Source organism: Pelomonas sp. Root1237, from assembly GCF_001425055.1.
GTDB lineage: Bacteria > Pseudomonadota > Gammaproteobacteria > Burkholderiales > Burkholderiaceae_C > Pelomonas.
In genome coordinates this window covers 195,389-215,912 of the sequence record NZ_LMDK01000016.1, presented here as the reverse complement: position 1 = coordinate 215,912, position 20,524 = coordinate 195,389, and the positions used below count along the sequence as shown (strand labels likewise).

Annotated in this window: 24 protein-coding genes and 1 pseudogene; 11 read left to right on the top strand and 14 right to left on the bottom strand. The window is 67.8% G+C overall.

All coding sequences use genetic code 11. The features are described from left to right. Position 1: 1 nt before the first annotated feature. The 3 genes from ASC91_RS13810 to ASC91_RS13800 all read left to right on the top strand — a co-directional run bounded on the left by ASC91_RS13810 (position 2) and on the right by ASC91_RS13800 (position 1,551). Positions 2-250 (top strand): ParD-like family protein, encoded by a 249-nt coding sequence (locus tag ASC91_RS13810; RefSeq protein WP_056197644.1) that lies wholly within the window; start codon positions 2-4, stop codon positions 248-250. Beyond that, complete coding sequence (gene map, locus ASC91_RS13805) at positions 247-1,038, top strand: type I methionyl aminopeptidase (protein WP_056197641.1); 792 nt, start codon at positions 247-249, stop codon at positions 1,036-1,038. The genes ASC91_RS13810 and map overlap by 4 nt, the downstream gene beginning before the upstream one ends. Positions 1,039-1,128: 90 nt before the next feature. Next, the gene (locus ASC91_RS13800) at positions 1,129-1,551 is read left to right on the top strand and encodes a nuclear transport factor 2 family protein (RefSeq protein WP_056197640.1); all 423 of its coding nucleotides are present in this window, start codon (positions 1,129-1,131) and stop codon (positions 1,549-1,551) included. A 4-nt stretch (positions 1,552-1,555) separates the two neighbouring features. Here the strand turns inward: ASC91_RS13800 and metE are convergent, their stop codons facing one another. After that, positions 1,556-3,883: a 5-methyltetrahydropteroyltriglutamate--homocysteine S-methyltransferase gene (gene metE / locus ASC91_RS13795; RefSeq protein ID WP_056197638.1), complete on the bottom strand. Its 2,328-nt coding sequence runs from the start codon at positions 3,881-3,883 to the stop codon at positions 1,556-1,558. Positions 3,884-3,979: 96 nt separating this feature from the next. On the opposite strand from metE, the gene ASC91_RS13790 reads away from it, so the two are divergent. Then, a complete protein-coding gene (locus tag ASC91_RS13790; protein ID WP_056197637.1) occupies positions 3,980-4,903 on the top strand; it encodes a LysR family transcriptional regulator in 924 nt (307 codons plus the stop codon). Here ASC91_RS13790 and ASC91_RS13785 read toward each other — a convergent pair. The 4 genes and pseudogenes from ASC91_RS13785 to ASC91_RS30320 all read right to left on the bottom strand — a co-directional run. After that, positions 4,900-5,652, bottom strand: coding sequence for an MgtC/SapB family protein (locus tag ASC91_RS13785; protein ID WP_056197635.1), 753 nt, complete (start codon positions 5,650-5,652; stop codon positions 4,900-4,902). The genes ASC91_RS13790 and ASC91_RS13785 overlap by 4 nt on opposite strands. An 87-nt stretch (positions 5,653-5,739) precedes the next feature. Beyond that, on the bottom strand, positions 5,740-6,156 hold the full coding sequence (locus ASC91_RS13780; RefSeq protein WP_056197633.1) for a PilZ domain-containing protein: 417 nt from the start codon (positions 6,154-6,156) through the stop codon (positions 5,740-5,742). A gap of 93 nt (positions 6,157-6,249) precedes the next feature. After that, positions 6,250-6,597 carry an FKBP-type peptidyl-prolyl cis-trans isomerase gene (locus ASC91_RS30325; protein ID WP_394326331.1) on the bottom strand — a complete coding sequence of 116 codons (348 nt, stop codon included), beginning with the start codon at positions 6,595-6,597 and terminating at the stop codon, positions 6,250-6,252. Between the two features lie 30 nt (positions 6,598-6,627). Beyond that, positions 6,628-6,972 (bottom strand): annotated as a pseudogene (locus tag ASC91_RS30320) (FKBP-type peptidyl-prolyl cis-trans isomerase); the annotation flags it as partial. Positions 6,973-7,122: 150 nt separating this feature from the next. Between ASC91_RS30320 and ASC91_RS13770 the strand changes: the two are divergent. Then, a complete protein-coding gene (locus ASC91_RS13770; RefSeq protein WP_056197626.1) occupies positions 7,123-7,464 on the top strand; it encodes a YciI family protein in 342 nt (113 codons plus the stop codon). Positions 7,465-7,498: 34 nt separating this feature from the next. Here ASC91_RS13770 and gluQRS read toward each other — a convergent pair whose 3' ends face one another. Together gluQRS and ASC91_RS13760 are read right to left on the bottom strand one after the other, a co-directional pair. Next, entirely contained in the window at positions 7,499-8,380 is an 882-nt protein-coding gene (gene gluQRS / locus ASC91_RS13765) for a tRNA glutamyl-Q(34) synthetase GluQRS (RefSeq protein WP_056197624.1), read from the bottom strand. After that, complete coding sequence (locus tag ASC91_RS13760) at positions 8,380-9,348, bottom strand: LysR family transcriptional regulator (protein WP_056197622.1); 969 nt, start codon at positions 9,346-9,348, stop codon at positions 8,380-8,382. Before ASC91_RS13760 ends, gluQRS begins: the two co-directional genes overlap by 1 nt. A 112-nt stretch (positions 9,349-9,460) precedes the next feature. Here ASC91_RS13760 and ASC91_RS13755 point away from each other — a divergent pair, with 112 nt between their 5' ends. Together ASC91_RS13755 and ASC91_RS13750 are read left to right on the top strand one after the other, a co-directional pair. Then, complete coding sequence (locus tag ASC91_RS13755) at positions 9,461-10,183, top strand: pirin family protein (protein ID WP_056199538.1); 723 nt, start codon at positions 9,461-9,463, stop codon at positions 10,181-10,183. Between the two features lie 34 nt (positions 10,184-10,217). Next, positions 10,218-10,775, top strand: coding sequence for a flavodoxin family protein (locus ASC91_RS13750; RefSeq protein ID WP_056197620.1), 558 nt, complete (start codon positions 10,218-10,220; stop codon positions 10,773-10,775). On the opposite strand, the gene ASC91_RS13745 is transcribed toward ASC91_RS13750, so the two are convergent. After that, the gene (locus ASC91_RS13745) at positions 10,772-11,965 is read right to left on the bottom strand and encodes a DUF1501 domain-containing protein (RefSeq protein WP_056197618.1); all 1,194 of its coding nucleotides are present in this window, start codon (positions 11,963-11,965) and stop codon (positions 10,772-10,774) included. The genes ASC91_RS13750 and ASC91_RS13745 overlap by 4 nt on opposite strands. A 4-nt stretch (positions 11,966-11,969) precedes the next feature. Next, the gene (locus ASC91_RS13740; RefSeq protein WP_056197616.1) at positions 11,970-13,499 is read right to left on the bottom strand and encodes a DUF1800 domain-containing protein; all 1,530 of its coding nucleotides are present in this window, start codon (positions 13,497-13,499) and stop codon (positions 11,970-11,972) included. Positions 13,500-13,682: 183 nt separating this feature from the next. Between ASC91_RS13740 and ASC91_RS28855 the strand changes: the two genes are divergently transcribed. Both ASC91_RS28855 and ASC91_RS13735 read left to right on the top strand, forming a co-directional pair. Then, positions 13,683-13,838 (top strand): PEP-CTERM sorting domain-containing protein, encoded by a 156-nt coding sequence (locus tag ASC91_RS28855; protein ID WP_082532673.1) that lies wholly within the window; start codon positions 13,683-13,685, stop codon positions 13,836-13,838. A gap of 239 nt (positions 13,839-14,077) precedes the next feature. After that, entirely contained in the window at positions 14,078-14,770 is a 693-nt protein-coding gene (locus tag ASC91_RS13735; protein ID WP_056197614.1) for an ABC transporter substrate-binding protein, read from the top strand. Positions 14,771-14,784: 14 nt separating this feature from the next. On the opposite strand, the gene ASC91_RS13730 is transcribed toward ASC91_RS13735, so the two are convergent. Together ASC91_RS13730 and ASC91_RS13725 are read right to left on the bottom strand one after the other, a co-directional pair. Beyond that, a complete protein-coding gene (locus ASC91_RS13730) occupies positions 14,785-15,777 on the bottom strand; it encodes a sulfate ABC transporter substrate-binding protein (RefSeq protein ID WP_056197613.1) in 993 nt (330 codons plus the stop codon). Positions 15,778-15,853: 76 nt separating this feature from the next. After that, positions 15,854-16,819 carry a CysB family HTH-type transcriptional regulator gene (locus tag ASC91_RS13725; protein WP_056197611.1) on the bottom strand — a complete coding sequence of 322 codons (966 nt, stop codon included), beginning with the start codon at positions 16,817-16,819 and terminating at the stop codon, positions 15,854-15,856. 127 nt (positions 16,820-16,946) lie between these two features. On the opposite strand from ASC91_RS13725, the gene ASC91_RS13720 reads away from it, so the two are divergent. Both ASC91_RS13720 and ASC91_RS13715 read left to right on the top strand, forming a co-directional pair. Further along, complete coding sequence (locus tag ASC91_RS13720) at positions 16,947-17,825, top strand: dienelactone hydrolase family protein (protein ID WP_056197609.1); 879 nt, start codon at positions 16,947-16,949, stop codon at positions 17,823-17,825. Positions 17,826-17,973: 148 nt separating this feature from the next. Next, the gene (locus ASC91_RS13715) at positions 17,974-19,164 is read left to right on the top strand and encodes a hypothetical protein (RefSeq protein ID WP_200955286.1); all 1,191 of its coding nucleotides are present in this window, start codon (positions 17,974-17,976) and stop codon (positions 19,162-19,164) included. Positions 19,165-19,188: 24 nt separating this feature from the next. On the opposite strand, the gene ASC91_RS13710 is transcribed toward ASC91_RS13715, so the two are convergent. From ASC91_RS13710 to ASC91_RS13700, 3 genes are all read right to left on the bottom strand, one after another. Beyond that, positions 19,189-19,776 carry an alpha/beta hydrolase gene (locus tag ASC91_RS13710; protein WP_056197606.1) on the bottom strand — a complete coding sequence of 196 codons (588 nt, stop codon included), beginning with the start codon at positions 19,774-19,776 and terminating at the stop codon, positions 19,189-19,191. Positions 19,777-19,779: 3 nt separating this feature from the next. Continuing rightward, positions 19,780-19,998: a molybdopterin-binding protein gene (locus ASC91_RS13705; RefSeq protein WP_056197604.1), complete on the bottom strand. Its 219-nt coding sequence runs from the start codon at positions 19,996-19,998 to the stop codon at positions 19,780-19,782. A gap of 116 nt (positions 19,999-20,114) precedes the next feature. Then, positions 20,115-20,441 carry a hypothetical protein gene (locus ASC91_RS13700; RefSeq protein WP_056197602.1) on the bottom strand — a complete coding sequence of 109 codons (327 nt, stop codon included), beginning with the start codon at positions 20,439-20,441 and terminating at the stop codon, positions 20,115-20,117. Positions 20,442-20,524: the final 83 nt, after the last annotated feature.

Genomic DNA, 20,524 nt, shown 5'->3' with positions numbered 1-20,524 from the left:
CATGGGAATCGTCAAAATCTCCGATCCGATGCACGAGAGCCTGCGCGTTGCGAGCCAGGCCTTGTCGCGTTCCATCAATGCCCAGGCCGAGCACTGGATGCGCATCGGCATGCTGGCCGAACTGCACCCGCAGCTGAGCCACAGCGAGATCTGCCAGCTGCTGATCCGCGCCGAGCAGGAGGGCGGGCTGGACCTGGCGCGCCTGGCCGGCTGGGCTCAGGCACCCAAGGCCAAGGGGGCCCGGGCATGAAGAGCCTGAAACTGCGAACATCCGCCGAGGTCGCCAAGGCTCGCGAGGCCGGGCACCTCATCGCCGAGGTGCTGGCCATGCTCAAGCCCCATGTCGTGCCCGGTGTGACGACCGAGGAGCTGGACGACATCTGCCACGACTACATCGTCAACACGCTGAAGTGCATCCCGTCCAACGTCGGCTATCACGGCTACCCAAAGACAGCCTGCATCTCGCCGAATCACGTCGTCTGCCACGGCATTCCGTCCAAGGACAAACGGCTGAAGAAGGGCGACATCGTCAATGTGGACGTGACGCTGACCAAGGACGGCTGGTTCGGCGACAGCAGCCGCATGTTCATCGTTGGCGAGGCCAATGTGCTGGCACGCCGGCTCGTCAACACGACCTATGAGGCGCTGCGCGCCGGCATCCGCCAGGTGCGCCCGGGTGCGACGTTAGGCGATGTGGGCCATGCCATCCAGACGGTCGCGCACGCGGCCGGTTTCAGCGTCGTGCGGGAGTACGGCGGCCACGGCATCGGCGACGTCTATCACGACGACCCGCACGTCAATCACTTTGGCCGCCCGGGCGAAGGCCTGAAGCTGCAGGAGGGCATGATCTTCACGATCGAGCCCATGATCAACGCGGGCGCCGCCGGCATCCGCGAGCTGAACGACGGCTGGACGGTGGTGACGCGCGACCACTCGCTGTCGGCCCAGTGGGAGCACATGGTCACCGTGACGGCCAACGGCTTCGAGATCCTGACGCCGTGGCCTGACGGCCTCGGAGACTATCCGGCCATCGAGTAGGCCTTGGCCTACGGGGCGATGCAGGCCGCTCCGGCAGTGGGTGAATGCACTGGGTCGCACAGTGAATGCGTCGTCGCCTCGGGAGCCGTCATGACCGAATCCTTCACGCAATTTCTGCACGCGAGAGAAGTCGCCTCGCTCGACTACGTGCGCGGGCAGCCGGACGCCTTCCTGGCGCTGGCTGCCGCGCACGGCAAGGCGAGCTTCTTTCCCCCCGGCGGTGGCCATGTGCGCGGCGCGGTGGCCGTGAAGGAGCGCCAGGCCAAGGATGCGGAGGCCTTCGACGAGGGCACGCAAAGCAGCCGCTTCGAGATCTTCCACAGCGCGGCCGACCACGAGGTTGGCTACTGGACCGGCCTGCAGCACGCCAGGGTGCAGATAAAAGGCAAGGACGAGTTGCTGTCGATGACGCTGCGCGTCACCGAGGTGTTCCGTCGCGAAGACGGCGAATGGAAGATCGTCCACCGTCACGCCGACATGCTGGCCGAACCTCAGGAGAAGGCCGAGCACTGAGCATTCAAGCCGGCGTCGCCTCCGCCCGCAGCTCGCGCGCCGCCGCCACCATGTGGGCCAGCGCCGCCTCGGTCTCCGGCCACCCCCGCGTTTTCAGCCCGCAGTCGGGATTGACCCAGAGCAGGTCAGCCGGGATGACCTCGGCGGCCTTGCGCAGCAGGCGCAGCATCTCGGCCGCGTCGGGCACGCGCGGTGAGTGGATGTCGTAGACGCCAGGGCCGATCTCGTTGGGGTAGCGGAAGTCGCCAAAGCCGCGCAGCAGTTCCATGTCGGAGCGGCTGGTCTCGATGGTGATGACGTCAGCATCCATGGCTGCGATCTCGGGCAGGATGTCGTTGAACTCCGAGTAGCACATATGGGTGTGGATCTGCGTGTCGTCACGCACGGCGCTGGCAGAGACGCGGAAGGCACGCGTGGCCCAGTCCAGGTATTCGCCCCATGCCGCGCGGCGCAGCGGCAGGCCTTCGCGGATGGCAGGCTCATCGATCTGGATGACGGCAATGCCGGCGGCTTCCAGGTCGGCCACCTCGTCGCGGATGGCCAGCGCGATCTGCAGCGCCGTGGTGGCGCGCGGCTGGTCGTCGCGCACAAAGGACCATTGCAGGATGGTGATGGGGCCGGTCAACATGCCCTTCATGGGCTTGGCCGTCAGGCTCTGCGCGAAGACGGTCCAGTCCACCGTCATGGCCTTGGCGCGCGACACGTCGCCGAACAGCACCGGCGGCTTCACGCAGCGTGAGCCGTAGCTCTGCACCCAGCCGTTGGCGGTGAAGGCGAAGCCCGAGAGCTGCTCGCCGAAGTACTCGACCATGTCATTGCGCTCGGCCTCGCCGTGCACGAGCACGTCCAGCCCTAACGCTTCCTGCTTGCTGACCGCCAGCTGGATCTCGCGCTGCATGGCTTCGCGGTAGGCGGGCTCGGCGAGCGTGCCGCGCTTGAAGGCGGCGCGGGCAGCGCGGATCTCGGCCGTTTGCGGGAAGGAGCCGATGGTCGTCGTCGGGAAGGCTGGCAGGCGCAGGCGCTGGCGTTGTGCGGCCTGACGGGTGGGGAAGGGTGAGCGGCGCTGATCGGCATCGGTCGGCAAGGCCTTGAGACGGGCCGCGACGGTGCCATTGCGCACCCGCCGGCTGGTGACGCGGTTGGCGCGGGCAATGCGCGACTCGGCCAGTTCACGGGCCACGCTCGCTTCGTCGCCCCACAGTGCTCGCTTGAGCACGCGCAACTCGTCCAGCTTCTCGACGGCGCCGGCCAGCCAGCCCTGCAGCTCGGTGTCCAGAGCCGCGTCGTGGCGCAGGCTGAAGGGCACATGCAGCAGCGAGCAGGACGGCGCCACCCACAGCCGCCCGCCGCGCAGCTCGCGGACCTTGTTCAGCTGTGACAGCGCTTGGTCGAGGTCGCTGCGCCAGATGTTGCGGCCGTCGATGATGCCGACCGACAGCTCGCGGTCCAGCGGCAGGCGCAAGGCCACCGGCAGCAGCTCCTCGGGGGCGCGCACGGCGTCGACATGCAGGCCGGCGACGGGCAGCTCGCAGGCCAGGGCGAGGTTGTCGCCCAGTGGTGAGAAATAGGTGGCCAGCAGCAAGGGCTGGCCGACGACGCCGAGGCGTGCATAGGCCAGGCGCAGCGCGTCTTGCCAGGCGGGCGTGAGGTCCAGGCCGAGGATGGGTTCGTCTAGCTGCACCCAGGTCACGCCGCGGGCGGCCAGACGGGTCAGCAACTGCTCATAGGCGGGCAGCAGGCGCTTGAGCAGCACCAGCCGGTCAAAGCCTTCCTGCTTGCTCTTGCCCAGGTAGAGGAAGCTGACCGGCCCCAGCAGCGCGACCTTGGGGCTGGCCGGCAGGGCGATGGCCTCATCGACTTCGGCGAGCAGGCGCTCGGCATTCAGGTTGAACTCGGTGGCGCTGTCGAACTCGGGCACGAGGTAGTGGTAGTTGGTGTCGAACCACTTGGTCATCTCCAGCGCGGGCACGCCATCGACGTGAGCGCCGCTGCAGCCGCAGGCCTCGGTGTGCGCATGGGTCGTCGTGATGCCGCGGGCCATCGCGAAATAGCGCTGCAGCGGGGTCTCCTGGCCGTTGAAGCCGAAGCGAGCCGGTTCGCAGCCGAACAGCTGGATCAGGTGGGCGACATGGTCGTAAAGCGCGAAGTCGCCGACGGTGACATGGTCCAGCCCCGCGTCCTGCTGCAGCTTCCAGTGGCGGGCGCGCAGCTCGGCGGCCTTGGCTTCCAGCTCGGTGGCGGGCAGCTCGCCGCGCCAGTGGCGCTCCAGCGCCGTCTTCAGTTCGCGGTGCTCGCCCATGCGCGGGAAGCCGAGGATATGAGTCTTGATCATGGTGAATCGAACAATGCTGAAATCGATTCGCGATGATCGGCACTTCATGACTATGATTCAAACGAAACGTTTTCTGAATCATCACAAGTTCCGCTCATGAAAACGCCGCTCGAACTGCGCCATCTGCGCACCCTGGTTGCTTTGCGCGAGGCCGGCAATCTGTCCCGAGCGGCGCAGTTGCTGAACCTGACGCAGTCGGCCTTGTCCCACCAGCTCAAGGCCCTGGAGGAGCACTACGGCGCCGAGCTGTTCGCCCGCAAGAGCAACCCGCTGGTGTTCGGCGCGGTCGGGCAGCGGCTCTTGAAGCTGGCAGACATCGTGCTGACCCAGGTCGATGAGGCTGATCGCGACGTGCGCCGGCTGGTGGACGGCTCGGCCGGCCAACTGCGCATCGCCGTGGAATGCCACACCTGCTTCGACTGGCTGATGCCGGCCATGGACGCCTTCCGCGGCCGCTGGCCGGAGGTGGAGCTGGACATCGTCTCCGGCTTCCAGGCCGACCCCGTGGGTCTGTTGCACCAGGATCGCGCAGAGCTGGCCATCGTGTCGGATGTGGACGCCGACGAGACGGGCGTCGTCGTCCACCCGCTGTTCAGCTTCGAGATCATTGCGCTGCTGCCCAAGGGCCATGCGCTGCTGGCCAAGCCCTGGCTCGAAGCGCTCGATTTTGCTGACCACACCCTCATCACCTACCCGGTGCCCGACGAGATGCTGGACCTCGTGCGCCGCGTGCTGCAGCCCGCCGGCATCACGCCGCCGCGCCGCACCAGCGAGCTGACGGTGGCCATGCTGCAGCTGGTGGCCAGCGGCCGCGGCATTGCGGCGCTGCCGCTGTGGGCGGTGGAGGGCTATCTGGCGCGCGGCTACGTGGCGCGCCAACGCATCGGGGAGGGCGGGCTGACCGGGCGGCTCTACGCCGTCAGCACCGAAGGGCTCGCGGCCAAGCCCTTCCTGGCCGACTTCGTGCGGCTGATGCGCGAGACCTCGCTGCTCAATCTGGCCGCCGTGAGCCTGCTCTAGTTGCGAGCGTGGGTCACGCGGTATCCGGCCACGCCAGGCAGCTCATGCAGGCGGCCGGTAAAGCGGCACAGCGTCTGGCCCTTGAAGTTCTGCTTGGCCGTGCAGACGAAGCGCCACTCTTCATGGTCGCCCTGCTTCTCGATGCTCAGCGAGCCGGGCGCGAAGCGGTAGCCCAGGCCATCGGCGAACTCGGCCAGTTCGGCCTGCGTGAAGCGCCGGCCCGATTCGCCGCGCAGCGTCACCGCGATGGCCGGGTGGGAGGGCAGGCGGCTTTCCAGCTTGGCGCCCCACATCATCAGCGTGGCGCACAGCAGCGTCAGTGCGATGGCGGCGAAATAGAAGCCCATGCCCAGCACGATGCCGATGGCCGATGCCGCCCACATCGAGGCCGCCGTCGTCAGCCCCGAGATGTTCATGCCCTCGCGCATGATGACGCCGGCGCACAGGAAACCGATACCCGTCACCACACCCTGAATCACGCGGGTCGGGTCGGTGAACTGCGGCAGCGAACCGCCGGCCATGTGGCCGCCGAACCATTGGTCGGGGTAGCCGACGAGGATGGTCACGGCGCAGGACGCCATGCAGACCAGCGCGTATGTGCGCATGCCGGCGGCACGGCCGTGGTAGGCCCGCTCATAGCCGAGCAACAGGCCCAGCACCATGGCGCCCAGCAGATGCATCAGCATCAGCACGTTGGCCGCCCATTGGCTGTCGGTCCAGTAGCGCAGCAGGTGGTCGGTTTCGAGCATGGCGTGGGCAATGGCGGGGCAAACCTGCCCCGCGACCACGCTAACCCAGTCCAGCCCCGCTCGCCAGGGGGCTGGACGCGAAGGGATTCAGGCCAGGGCTGTCATGCGCTCAACGAGCACGCAGCGCACCCATTTGCGCGCCGTGATCTGCGCGGTCTGCGCGAGCAGGAACTCCTCGGCCTGGGAGTTGGGCGACTCGAACTCGAAGCCGCCGAGCTGCACGATGCGGCTCAGCGGCCGCGTCCAGACGCGGCGCACCTCGGCGCTGAAGAGGGGCACGCCCTCGTCCTCGCCGAGCAGCAGGCGCAACTCGTAGTGCTGGGCATCCAGCGGCGGCTCGGCCGCGGCCAGGATCTGCAGGCCGGCCTCGCTGAGGTTGACGACGACACCGCCGCGCTTCTCGGCCAGGCCCTCGGGCTTGATGACCCAGACCGGCAGCTGTTCGTGCTCGTCGGGCACCAGGAAGAACTCGACGCGAGGGAAGCGGCGTTGGTCAATCGACATGATGTGATCTGGGTTCGTGAACGGGCTGGATCAAAGCATCCGCGAATGACAGGCGCTTGTCAGTCGCCTGCCGTCGCTTGAAATGGCTTCGGGTCAGACCGCAAGCAGGTCGACCTCGAACAGCAGCGTCGCGTTCGGCGGGATGACGCCACCGGCACCGTGGGCGCCGTAGCCCAGCTCCGGCGGCAGCACCAGCATGCGCGTGCCGCCGACCTTCATGCCCTGCACGCCTTCGTCCCAGCCCTGGATGACCTCGCCGCCGCCGAGGCGGAACTTGAAGGGCTGGCCGCGGTCCTTGCTGGAATCAAACTTCTTGCCACGCATGCCGTCCTTGTAGAGCCAGCCGGTGTAGTGCACCGACACGCGCTGGCCCTTGCTGGCTTCGGCGCCGTCGCCCACCACGCGGTCCTCGTACTGCAGGCCGCTGGAGGTGGTGTGCAGGTTCAGCTCGACATGTTCGGGGCCGCCGGCGAGGCCCAGCAGTTCGACCTCGAAGCACAGCGTCGCATTCGGCGGGATGACGCCGCCGGCGCCACGCGCGCCGTAACCCAGCTCGGCCGGGATGATCAGCGTGCGCTTGCCACCGATCTTCATGCCCTGCACGCCCTCGTCCCAGCCGCGGATGACCATGCCGGCGCCGAGTTCGAACTCGAAGGGGTCGCCGCGGTCCTTGCTGGAGTCGAACTTGTCGGTCTTGGCGCCGTCGACCCAGAGCCAGCCGGTGTAGTGGACGGTGACGTCATGGCCGGCCGCTGCCTGCTTGCCATCGCCTTCGACGGTGTCGTCAAACTGCAGGCCGGTGGGCGTGGTGTTCATGGGAAATCCTTGCTGTGGGGAAAGCCCCGGATTGTCGCCTCCTGGCCCAGGCGGCTGTTTCGTCGCCTGGGAGGTCTTGGTGTCGATTGCTCAGCCCTTTGTTCGTCGTGTCGAAGGGCGCCTTTGCCCTGCCGCTTCTGAGAGAGACGCATGAACTATCTGCTCATCATCGCCCACGACGACGGGTTTGCACCTACGGAGCGCCTCGTTGCGGAGATCATGGACTGGATCAAGTCGATGGAGGCTCGCGGTATTCGAGTCCAGGGCAACCCACTGCGGCCAGCCTCTGAGGCTGTCACCGTGCGCGTGAGGGATGGAAGGATCAGCCCCTCTGCAGGGCCGTTCTCGCGCTCGCGCGAACAAATGTGCGCGTATGAACTCATCCAATGCGCCAGTCTGGACATCGCCGTCGAGGTCGCAGCCAAACACCCGATGGCTGCAGTTGCCACGATTGAGGTCAGGCCGGTGTGGAGCCAGTTGTCGGAAGGTTGAGCCTGTTCCTGCTCGGCGCGCCAGCTTGTGCGTCTCAACTCGAACGTTCGCCCGCTGATTCCCTCACCAGCGCTTCCCATTTCGACACCGAGCCCGTCAGTACTTCCTCGGCGCTGTTCATCCCGTCCGGCAAGCGCAGCCCCAGCCGACTCGCGGCATCGCGCAGCCGCCCGGCAGGGTCGGCAAGGTCGATGGCCGCCGCGCCGTTCTGCTTGGACAGCTTGTGCCCGTCCACCGCCAGCACAAGCGGCGTGTGCAGATAGCGCGGTGTCGGAAAGCCAAGTGCTCGTTGCAGCGCGATCTGGCGCGGCGTGTTGTCGGCCAGGTCCTCACCGCGGACGATGTCGGTGACGCCTTGTTCGGCATCGTCGGCGACGACGGCGAGCTGGTAGGCCCAGAGGCCGTCGGCGCGCTTGAGGATGAAGTCGCCGACTTCGGTTTCGAGGTCTTGCGATTGCGCGCCCAGCCGGCGGTCCTGCCAGTTGATGCGGCCCGCGACGCGAAAGCGCCATGCCCGCACCGGCCGGCCGTGGGTGCCATCTCGGCAGGTGCCGGGATAGATCAGTTCACCATGCCTGGGCTTGGGGCCGGCTGCCGCTGCGATCTCGGCGCGGGTGCAGGCGCAGCCATAGGCATGGCCGGAGGCAATCAGCCGGTCCAGCGCGGCTTGATACAGCTCGCCGCGGCGCGACTGCCAGACGGGCGGCTCGTCGGGTCGCAGGCCGAGGGCATCGAGCTGGCCGAGGATGACCTCGTCCATGCCCGGCGGGCAGCGCGGGCCATCGACGTCTTCGATGCGCACCAGCCACTCGCCGCCGTGGGCGCGGGCATCCAGCCAGCTCGCCAGCGCCGCCACCAGCGAGCCGGCGTGCAGCGGGCCGGTGGGCGAGGGCGCGAATCGACCTCGATAGCTCATCAGAGCAGCAGCCCCTCGTGCTGTTCGAGCAGTGCCTTGCGCGTCGTCTCGCTGCGCAGCTTGTCCAGCCACCATGCCAGCGCCTTGCCCGGTGCGGGACCGGTGTCGCGCCAGGCGTAATGCATCTTGCCGGTGCGGTGGCCTTCGTAGGTGGCCTTGCGCACCAGGCGGCCGGCCTCGATATGACGGCGCACGATGGGCACCGGCAGGGAGCCGCAGCCCAGGCCGCGCATCATGGCCTCCAGCTTGATGGCCAGCGACGGCACGGTCAGCACGTCCTGGCCTGGCAGCAGACCGACGCTGAGCGGCGCCATCAGCCGGGCGCTGTCAGCCACGGCAACGATGCGGTGCTCGGCGATCTGGCTTGCGCTGAGCGGCTCGGGCAGGCTGGCCAGCGGATGGTGGGGCGCAATGCAGAAGGCGAACTCCAGCTCTCCCGCGAACTCACAGTGAATGCCGCTGTTCTGCAGCTGCCCCGGTACACCGACTGCTATGTCGGCCTGGCCATGCAGCAAGGCCTCCCAGGTGCCGGCCAGCACCTCCACGCGCAGCTTGAGCCGGGTCGGCGGTGGGCCGCCGCCGTCGATCTTCTCGGCGTAGAAAGCTTCCATCAGATCGAACAGGGCCCGGCGGGCGACGGCGTCATCGACGGCCAGCGTCAACTCGCTTTCCCAGCCCGTGGAAATGCGCCGCACGCGGTTGGCCACGGCGTCCAGTTCCTGCAGCAGGCGCCGGCCCTCGTGCAGCAGCTCCTGGCCGGCCGCTGTCAGTACGGCCTGGCGGGAGCTGCGGTCAAACAGCAGCACGTCGAGTGCGTCTTCGAGCTGGCGCACGGAATAGGTCAGCGCCGACGGCACGCGGCCCATCTCGCGAGCCGCTGCGGCAAAGCTGCCGGTGCGGGCGATGGTGTCCATCATGGACAGGGCTTCCGGGGTCAGTGCGCGGCGTTTGTCCTGGGGATTCGGCATGCGTTCAGTCTATTTGAATGATGTCCTCAACGCAGGCCGACTCCCGGATACGAGGGTCGCTCCTACATTGACTCCATCGCCAACAAGCAAGGAGCCCGGCATGCAAAACCCAGTGATGCAACTGATCAAGTCCAGTGACCGCGGCTACGCCGACCACGGCTGGCTGAAGTCCTTCCACAGCTTCTCCTTTGCTGACTACTACGATCCGGCCCGCATGGGCTTCGGGCCGCTGCGTGTCATCAACGAGGACAAGGTCGCTGCTGGCAAGGGCTTCGGCACGCACGGCCATCGCGACATGGAGATCATCAGCTACGTGCTCTCCGGCGAACTGGCGCACAAGGACAGCATGGGCAACGGCGAGGCCGGTGGTGCGAACGCTGGTGTCATCCGCCCCGGCGATGTGCAGCGGATGAGCGCCGGTACCGGCGTGATGCACAGCGAGTTCAACCATGCCAAGGACGAAACGACGCACTTCCTGCAGATCTGGATCCAACCTGACGCCCGCGGCATCGCGCCGAGCTATGAGCAGAAGCACTTCGACGCCGACTCCAAGCGCGGCCGGCTGCGTCTCGTCGCGGCCAACGACGGCTCGCAAGGCTCGGTGACCATCCATGCCGATGCCAAGCTGTATGCGGGCCTGTTCGATGGCGCCGAGCAAGCGGAACTTGAACTGGCGCCCGGTCGCCTTGCCTATGTGCACCTCGTGCGCGGCGCGCTCAGCGTGAATGGACAAGACCTGACGACCGGTGATGCCTTGCAGATTCGCGAAACATCGCGCCTCGCCTTGACGGCCGGCCATGATGCCGAGGTCCTCGTCTTCGACCTGGCAGCCTGAGTTTCTTATCCCCCACCCACAGAGGAATTCCTCCATGAGCAAGATCGTTGTCGTCTACCACTCCGGCTACGGCCACACCAAGCGCATCGCCGAGACCGTTGCCGAGAGCGCGGGCGCCCAGCTCATCGCCATCGACGCCGAAGGCAATTTGAAGGACGCAGACTGGGAAGCGCTGGCCGCGGCCGACGCCATCGTCTTCGGTTCGCCCACCTACATGGGCGCGGCCAGCTGGCAGTTCAAGAAGTTTGCCGACGCATCCAGCAAGGTCTGGTTCGGCCAGGGCTGGAAGGACAAGCTGGCCGCCGGCTTCACGAACAGCGCCTCCATGAACGGCGACAAGCTGTCGACGCTGCACTACTTCTTCACGCTGAGCCAGCAGCACTCCATGCTGTGGGTGGGCACGGGCATGATGCCGGCCAACAAGAAGGCTTCGACGCGCGACGACATCAACTACGTCGCGTCCTTCGGCGGCCTGATGACGGTCTCGCCCAGCGACGCCTCCACGGACGAAATGGCCGCGGGCGACTTCGCCACGGCCAAGGCCTTCGGCGAGCGCATCAAGACGGTTGCCGCCCGACTGAGCAAGGCTTAAACCAGGCCCAGATCGCGCGCGCTGGCCCCGGGAAAGACGGCGGCCAGCTGCGCGTCGTTCAGGCCGTACATACGCTTGAACAGGCCGCCAAATAGCGCCCGGTACTCGTTGAGCACCGGGTAGTCGCGGTTCTGGAACAGCGTGGCGGCCTTGACCTCCACCTGCTCGCCCATCACCCGCCCGCCCTTCACGCCGCCGCCCAGCACCCAGTAGGCGCTGCCGTGGCCATGGTCGGTGCCGCGGTTGCCGTTCTCGCGGAAGGTGCGGCCAAACTCGCTGACCACCACCACCACGGTGTTGTTCCACTGCGGGCCCATCTCGTCGGCAAACAGCGCGAGGCCGCGGCCGAGCTCACCGAGCTTGGTGGCAAGCTGGCCGGTCGCACCGCCCTGGCCCACATGGGTGTCCCAGCCGCCGACGTCGATGAAACCCAGGGTCACGCGTTCGCGCATCAGCCGTGCGATGCGCCGTGCTTCGAGCGCAAAGCCCTTGGCGGCAATGGCACCGCGGCTGGCCGCTTCCATTTCACCGGCCATTTCGCGTGACACCTCGTCGCGCACCTCGAAGCCGCCGCTGACCGTGTTGGCCATGCGTGTGCCGGCGTACATGCCGGCGATGACCTGGGCCTGGGCGGCATTGATGGCCGGCTTGCCGAGGTCGCGCAATGCCTGGTTGGCCACCGGCAGATTGCCACGCAGGATCAGCGGCACCTGGTCGGTGAAGGCCATGGCTTCCAACCTCGAACTGACGGGCGAGCCCGCACCCAGTACGCCGGCCAGCCGGTTCATGAAGCCGCTGCGGAAGTCACGGCTGCCCTCGTCGGCCTGGCCCAACTCGATGTGGTCCTGGGTTTCGAAATGGCTGCGTGTCGTGTCGTTGGTGCCGGCAAAGGGCACGAAGGCGGCCTGGCCTTTGAGCCAAAGCGGGTGGATGCTGTCGGCCACCGCGGGCGACAGGCCCCAGCTCGCGTCCAGCGGCAGCGCGGCCGTCTTGGCGATGGCGATGTTGGGCCGGGCCTCGTAGTAGAAGCTGGATGAGGTGGGCACCAGCAGGTTGGCCGCGTCATAGGCACCGCGCAGGAAGACGACGAGCAGGCGCGGCGTGTCGGCCGCCGCGGCCCACAGTTGTGTGGGCAGGGCGGCCGTACCAAGGCCAGCGAGGCCGAGCTGGAGCAAAAGGCGTCGGTTCATGGCGTCACCTGTTCATGAAGTCGGGGGAGGCCAGCAGGTAGGTGTTCCATTCCTGTGGCGACGTGGCCTGACCCAGCGCCTGCTGTGTGGCGGCGGCCAGCCGCGGCGCGATACCTTCGTAGTACAGCGGGTGGGCGATCTGCGGGAAGGCCGGCCTGTCCTTGGCCTCGCCCTCGACCTTGAAGAGGCCGGCGCTGCCGCTGCCGATGGCGCGAGCGATCTCGAAGCGCGTCGTCATCTGGCCCGGGCCGGCCCAGGCGTTCTCGTCGAGCGCATAGCCGTCGGGCGTCTGGCGGTTGTAGGGCGCCTGGCCGAGGCGGTAGAGCCAGCCGATCATCGGACCGGTGTTCAGCACCACCTTGTCGGCATAGGCCAGGCGCACGGCCGACACGACGTAATGCGTCGGGTCCTTGAACTTGCGGCCCAGGGACGCCTCGAACTCGGGCGAGCCCACCATGGCACGCAGCACCTCGGCGATGCGGCCATCGCTCTGCTGCCAGCGCTCCGCCATGCGCTCCACCAGCGCCGGCGGCGGCTCGTCGGCGACGAAGTACTGGGCCAGCTTGCGCGACACGAAGTGGGCCGTGCTCGGGTGTTTGGCCAGCAGGTCCAACACCTGGTCCAGTTCGGCCTCGCCCTGGCCCTTGACGGTGACGCCGAGCAGTTGCTTGTCGCCAAAGTCATGCCGCGCCGGGTTGAACTCCATCAGCCCGTCTCGGCGGTATTGCGCCTCCTGCGCGGGCTTGAGCTTGGGTTTGTTGTCGGTCAGGTTCACGCCCAGCCCGGTCAGCACGCGGGCCAGCTCCTGCACATCCTTCTGGCTATAGCCACCGCCCACGCCCAGGGTGTGCAGTTCCAGCAGCTCGCGGGCGTAGTTCTCGTTGATGCGGTTGGCGGCGTTCTGCTCGTTGTCCAGGTAGCGCAGCATGGCCGGGTGGTGGGCCGTGTAGCCGAGCAGGTCGCGAAAGCGCCCGAGCGCGCGTTCGCGCAGACCCTGCTCGTAGTCGCCCACCATGACGCGCAGGTTGCTCTTGTACTGGTGGACGTTGAAATGGTTGAACCAGAACCAGGTCATCTGCTCCTGGACCTGGTTGGGCGAGTACAGGGCATTCAGCAGCTGGCGCGTCGACGCCTCGCGGGCCAGCTTGGTCAGGGCCTGCTGGTAGTTCTTCTGCGCCTCCGCCTTGGCCATGTCGTCGGTCAGTGCATCGGCGGCCTTGCGCTGGGCTTCCATCTGCTGCACCAGGGGCAACAACGGCTGCTGGGTGACGGCGAGAGCCTGGATTTGCGCCTGAGCGGCTTCTGGCAGTGGGCCCGGGATGCGAGGCTGGAGCTGGGCTTCCAGCCAGACCTCGCGGCCCTGGCGGCGGACCTGGCTGAGATCGGCGCTGCTGGCACCCCAGCTCAAGCGATCCAACCACAGCGTGTCGGCGGCTGCGCTGTGGCTGCCCACCATGGGCGCCTGGAATGGCGCAGCGGCACAGCCGGCCAGCAATGCGGCGGTGCAAAGCGCGAGACGGGGCAAGGCTGTCATGGCGGGCGGGCCTTTCGGGCTGAGTCCGGGCCAACGGTCGGTCGCGGCCCGGCGTTGACCCCGGCAGGCTAGCAGACGCGCCGCCCCCCTAATGTGTCTGTCGGCTGCCGTCATGTTGCTGGTTTGTGGTCTTGGACCGCGTCCTTGCCGCCCTTTGTGTCGAGGCGGTGCTATTTCGAAGACATGCCAGACACCGGTGCCCGCCACATTGCGGCGGCCAGCTTCATTGACGACGTGACGCTGACGACCGCGGCCGTGCCGGAGCCAACGCCGTCGGCTCTGTTGCTGGCCGGCACGGCCGCACTGGGCGGGGTGACCTGGCAGCGTCGACGCCGCTGAGCATCGTTGGGCAGCGCCGGGCGGCTCACCGGCCACCCGGCGTGCAGCGGATGCATGGCCCTGGACTTGCCGGGCTTGCTGTCAACGCACGCAGCCGTTACTGTTTGCGCATGCAAAGCGGTCGTCGAGTTCCGCTCAGGGTAGGGCTGGTGCTTGCGGTAGCCGGGTTGTTCGCTCCGGCTGCCGAGGCGGGTTGTTCGCGTGCGATTGACGTGCCGGTGTCGCCAGCGGGACGGCTGGTGTTCGTCGAAGATGAGCGCGTCGAGGGCGTGCTGCCGGAACTGCTGCGCGAGCGCGGCGCGCTGCTTGGCTGCGAGTTCCGGTTCAGCGTCGTGCCCCGCGCGCGCGCCGCGCGAACGGTGTTCGAGGCGCAGGATGGCGATCTCTATTTGCCGGCATTGCGCAAACCCGAGCGCGATCAGACCCATCTCTTCGTACCCTTGAGTCGCCAGGGCGTGGCCGTGGCGACGCTACGCACGCACGCGCCGGTGCCGGCCGACCTGAGTCGGCTGTTGGCCGACAAGAGCCTGCGCGGCATCTTCGTGCGTGGCTACTACTTCGGGCAGGCCTATGGCGATTTCGTCGACCAATTGCTGGCGGACAAACGTGCCGACATCGTGCCCGACATCGAGGCGCTCAGCCGCATGTTGCGAGCGGGCCGCGCCGACTTCACGCTGCTGCCCCACGTGACCGGCCAGGGTGCCCTGGACCTGGCGCCACGGATGCCGCTGTCGCAGACGGCTTTTCGCATCGAGCTGCTGGAGACCCTGCCGCTGATGGAGAACGGTGTCTATCTGGCCAGGCGCAATCTCGACGCCGCCGACCTGGTGCTGCTGGTGCAGATGTTCGAGCGGGCCGTCGCCGAAGGGGCGCTCCGGCGAGCCTATCTGCGCTACTACCCGCCGGAGGTGGTCGACCACATGCGCTTCTGACCGACTTGGTGCGCTTACTTCGAACCCGGCGCGTAGATCTGGTCGAACACACCGCCGTCGTCGAAGTGGGCCTTCTGGGCCTGGCGCCAGTTGCCGAAATACTCGTCGAGGGTGAAGAGCTTGACCGGCCCGAACTGCTTGGCGTACTTGGCAGCGACCTTGGCGTCACGCGGGCGGTAGTAGTTCTTGGCCGCGATCTCCTGGCCCTCGGGGCTGTAGAGGTAGTTCAGATAGGCCTCGGCCTGCTTGCGCGTGCCGCGTTTGTCGACGACCTTGTCGACGATGGCCACCGGCGGCTCGGCCAGGATGGACACGCTGGGCGTGACGATCTCGAACTTGTCCGGGCCGAGCTCCTTGACGGCCAGGTAGGCCTCGTTCTCCCAGGCGATCAGCACGTCGCCGATGCCGCGCTCGACAAACGTCGTCGTCGAGCCGCGTGCGCCCGAGTCCAGCACCTTGGTGTTGGCGTAGATGCGCTTGACGAAGTCCTTGGCCGAGTCGGGCGTGCCGCCGTTCTTCAGCGCATAGCCCCAGGCCGCCAGGTAGTTCCAGCGCGCCCCGCCGCTGGTCTTGGGGTTGGGGGTGATGACGTCGACGCCGCTGCGGGCCAGGTCGGGCCAGTTGCTGATCTTCTTCGGGTTGCCCTTGCGCACCAGGAAGACGATGGTGGAGGTGTAGGGGCTGGCGTTGTTGGGCAGCTTCTTCTGCCAGTCCAGTGGCAGCAGCTTGTGGTCGGCGATGGCGTCGATGTCATAGGCCAGCGCCAGCGTGACGACGTCGGCCTCCAGCCCGTCGATGACGGCGCGGGCTTGCTTGCCGGAGCCGCCATGCGAGGCCTTGACGCTGACGGTCTCGCCGGTCTTGGCCTTCCACTGCGCGGCGAAGGCCTTGTTGAAGTCCTGGTAGAGCTCCCGCGTCGGGTCGTAGGAGACGTTCAGCAGCGAGGTCTGCGCAAAGGCGCCGGTGGCGGCGAGAGCGAAGGAGAGGGCGGTGAGAAGGCGGCGCATGGTGTTTGAGTTAGGGGTAAGGCGGTTCACTCTAGGGATCAGGGCAGGAGCGGGCAAAGAAGAAGAGCGCGCAAGCTCATGCGGCTTTCGACCAGGCCAGCACGGGTTCAGCCGCCACGGTCGGCAGCTCGTGGCGGGCCGCATCGACGACCTCGCGCTTGAGCGGCGAAGCAAAGGTCTGGATGAACTCGTAGATGTAGTCGCGCAGATAGGCACTGCGCCGCACGGCCAGGCGCGTCATGTTGTCCTCGAACAGATGGCGGGCATCGATGGCACGCAGATGGCGGTCGCGCTCCTCGTCGAAGGCGATGGCCGCGACGATGCCCACGCCCAGGCCCAGCTCTACATAGGTCTTGATGACGTCGGCATCCATCGCGCTCAGCACGATGTGGGGCTGCAACTGGGCCGCGGCAAAGGCCTTGTCGATGTGGGAGCGGCCGGTGTAGCCGGGCTCGTAGGTGACGATAGGAAATTGGGCCAGGCGGGCCAGCGTCAGCGGGCCATCGAGCAGCGGGTGGTCGGGCGGCACGACGACCGAGTGCGTCCAGCGGTAGCAGGGCAGGGCGACGAGTTCAGGGTACTGGGCCAGCGCCTCGGTGGCGATGCCCACGTCGGCCTCGCCATCGAGAAGCAGGCGGGCAATCTGCTGGGGCGAGCCCTGCTGCAGATGCAGGCTGACGTCCGGGTGATGGGCGCGGAAGTCGCGCACGGCGGGCGGCAGCGCATAGCGCGCCTGGCTGTGCGTGGCTGCGATGCGCAGGCGGCCGCTGCCCGCCTGGGCGAAGTCATCGGCCGCGCGCTTGAGGTTCTCGGCTTCCAGCAGCAGTCGCTCGATGACGGGCAGCACGTGCTCGCCCGGCTCGGTCAGCCCTGTGAGGCGCTTGCCCACGCGCACGAAGAGCTCGATGCCGAGCTCCTCTTCCAACTCGCGGATCTGGCGGCTCACGCCGGGTTGCGAAGTGTGCAGGGCCTGCGCGACTTCGGTCAGGTTGAAGCCGCGGCGCTGGGCTTCGCGGACGGAACGGAGTTGCTGGAAGTTCATGCGAGGCGATTCTGCAAACAGCGATCACTTCTGTCGTCGAACCATTCGCCATATCGTTATGCACTTCGTGGTGGTGTCAGGCGGTTTTGGTACGCCTACAGTTGGCCGGCATCCAAGGAGTCAATGCATGCATAAGGAAGCCATTCCGACCCAGGCCTGGGCCTTGTTCGATCGCTACGTGCACGGCGACCTGAGCCGGCGCGGGTTTCTTGAGCAGGCCGCCAGCTTTGCCGGTGGCCCGGCTGGTGCCGCTGCGCTGTTGGCCACACTCAGCCCCAATTTCGCCGCGGCCCAGCAAGTCAAGCCAGATGACCCGCGCCTGGTGACGCGCCGCCAGGCCTTCGATTCGCCGCAAGGCAACGGCAAGGTGCAGGGCTATCTGGCCAAGCCGGCAAGTGCCGCGGGCAAGCTGCCCGCCGTGCTCGTCGTGCATGAGAACCGCGGCCTGAACCCGCACATCGAGGACATCGCCCGCCGTGTCGCGCTCGCCGGCTACGTGGCCTATGCGCCCGACGCACTGGCGCCGCTGGGCGGCTACCCGGGCGACGAGGACAAGGCGCGCGAGCTCTTCGGCAAGCTCGACGCCGGCAAGACGCGTGCAGACATCGTCGCCGCTGCTCGCGGGCTGCTGGCGCTGCCGGATGCCAATGGCAAGGTCGGCGTGGTCGGCTTCTGCTGGGGTGGCTCGCTGACCAACCATGTGGCCACGCAGGTGCCTGAGCTGGCCGTGGCCGTGCCCTTCTACGGCGCCGCGCCAGCGCTGGAAGACGTGCCGCGCATCAAGGCGCGGCTGCTGCTGCACTACGCCGGCAACGACGAGCGCGTCAATGCCAGCTGGCCACCCTATGAAGCCGCGCTGAAGGCGGCGGGCGTGCGCTACGAGCAGTTCGTCTACGCCGGCACCCAGCACGGTTTCAACAACGACACGACGCCGCGCTATGACCCCGCGGCGGCGCAGCTGGCCTGGGAGAGGACGCTGGCGGTATTCAAGTCAGCGCTCGGCTAGGGCGCGCAGGCGCGATACGCTTGCGGCTCCCGAGGCCCGACGCGAGCGCGCCATGACACAGCATCGAATCAGACGCGGCAGTTTTGTCTTCCAGGTCCGACCGGCCAGGGCCGGCTGGCGGCTGGCGGTGTTGGCTGCCGTGAGCCTCATGAGCCTTTTGGGCGCTTGCGGTGCCCCCGGCCCTGCCACGGCCCCCGCGGCAGCGCCGGTCCCGGCCGCCGTGCCTGCACCGCCGCCGGCGCCGGTGCCACCCCCCACGCTGCCGTTCGATGCCGCCGTGCTGCGCGCCGCCACGGCTTTGCTCGCCGATGCGCAGCCGGCCGAGGCCCGGGAGCTGGTGATCGACCCTCTGGTGGACGGTGTGACCGGGCTTCAATCGAATGCCACGCAGACGCTGGGCGCGCAACTGGTCAAGCTGATCGGCCAGCAGTACCCGCGCTACAACGTCAAGCCGTTCAACCCGGTCAACGTCGTGCGCGGGCCGCTGATCCTGACCGGGACCTTCACCGGCGTGAATGCCGAGCGCAAGAGCGAGGGCAGGCGCGAAGCCTTCCGGATCTGCCTGGCCCTGGCGGACCTGAAGACCGGCAAGCTGGTCAGCAAAGGCCTGGCCTTCGCGCTGCCCGAGGGCGTAGACACGACGCCGTTGCCGCTGTTCGCCGATTCACCGGCTTGGGCGCCGGACGATGCCACCACCGGCTATGTGCGCACCTGTCAAGGCACCAAGCCCGGCGACGCCATCCACCCGCTGTACATCGACCGCATCGTGACGGCTGCGACCATCGCTGAGGCCAGCGAGGCCTATGCCGCCAAGCGCTATGCGCAAGCCGCCACGCTGTTCGAGACGGCGCTGGCCAGCCCCGGCGGCAACCAGTTGCGCGTGCACACCGGGCTGTACCTCACGCGGATGCGGCTCGGCCAGCGGTCGGCGGCGGCCAAGGCCTTCGGTGACATCGTCGAGCAAGGGCTCGACCAGAAGCGGCTGGGCGTGAAGGTGCTGTTCAAGCCCGGCACCGCGGCGATCTGGTCGCCGCCGGGCACCACGGCGTTGCCTTATGCGATGTGGATGGGCGAGATCGGCCGCCGTGCTGCGGCGCGGCCGAGTTGCCTGGACGTGGTCGGCCACACGAGCGCAAGCGGCGCCGAGCCGGTGAACGAAAGGATTTCGCTGATGCGCGCGGAGATGGTCGCGGGCGAGTTGAAGCGGGTGGCACCCAAGCTGACGCCGCGACTGGCCAGCAGTGGCGTCGGCTCCAGGCAGGCGCTGATCGGCAACGGCCGCGACGACCTGTCCGACGCGCTCGACCGGCGGGTCGAGTTCCTCGTCCGCGGCTGTTGAACTCTCGGCTGCCGAGCCGCCACTTCAGATGGCAAAGGCCCACTCGCGGAACTCGGCATGGCGCGGCCGCTGCTCGGCAGCGGCGCGCGCCCGGGCCGCTTCGATCCAGCTCTTGGCCAGCGGGAAGGGCCCGAAGCCGGCCTCGGCATTGATGTGCCCGACCGGGCCGAGGTTGCTGTAACTCGCTCCCCAACGGTGCGCCCAACGCGCGGCGCTGGCGGCGCTCATCCAGGGATCGGTGCTGCTGGCGATCAGGCGCGAGCGGCGCGGCAGGCGATGGTGGGGCAGCGACTCGGCGATGCCGAACTTGTCAGGCTCGGCCGGGGCAACGAAAAGGGCCTCGCGAATGGGGGAGTCAGGGTGGTCAGCCAGGTGGCGCGCCAGCGCCAGGCAGCCGAAGCTGTGGGCCACGGCCAGCCATTCCCCTTCACCCGCCACTTCCAGCGTGCGCTGAATGCGCTCGGCCCAGCGCTCCAACTCGGGTTTGCTCGGGTCGCGCTGCGTGACGCGGCGGGCGTCGCGGTACTGCCCCTGCAGCCAGGTTTGCCAATGCGCCGAGCCGCTGTCGTTCAGGCCCGGGATGATGAGAACGCGCGGCGGCTGGTAGGCCATGGCTTACAGCGTCGCGATCGACACTTCGGTGGACTTGACCAGGGCGACGACCTCGCGGCCGACCTCCAGGCCCAGGTCCTTGACCGAGCGTGTCGTGATGACCGAAGTGACGATGTCGCCGTTGCGGGTGAGGACGTCGACCTCGGAGACGACCGGGCCTTCGATGATTTCCTTGATCGTTCCGCGGAACTGGTTGCGCACGTTGATGGCGGTGATGCTCATTGGGTGTTCCTTGAACAGTGGAACCCCCAGTGTGGTCAGCGCCCTGCGATCAAGGAAGGAAGCAATGCGCAGCAGCGCATGCGCGGGCCGAATATGCCAGCCGGGTGCGGCGCGGCTCAGCGGGCCTTGGCCGGGCGCGCGGGCTTGGCTGGCGTTTCGGGCAGCAGCGCTGAGCAATCGGTGACCAGGCCGTCGAGTGAAGGGTGATCGATGCAGTCCTCGTAATCGGCCCGGGTCGGACGCAGCTTCCCGGCTGCGGGCGGATCGAACCGCAGCGCCGTGTCGTTTCGGCGTTTGGCGGCACTGGCAGCGGACTCGGGCACGACGGCCGATGCAGGGCGTGGGAGCCCACAGGCGTGAGCAGGCCGGGTGAGGTGGTAGACGCCGAGGACGGCGAGGGCGGCGAGGCCGATCAGGCGGCGCTGCAGGGCGGGGATGGGCATGGCGGGCTCCTGGCAGGGCCCGCCGGCGGACTTCGTCGACGCTGACCCTTGCCTGGACGGACGCAAACCCGACCAGCAAGCGG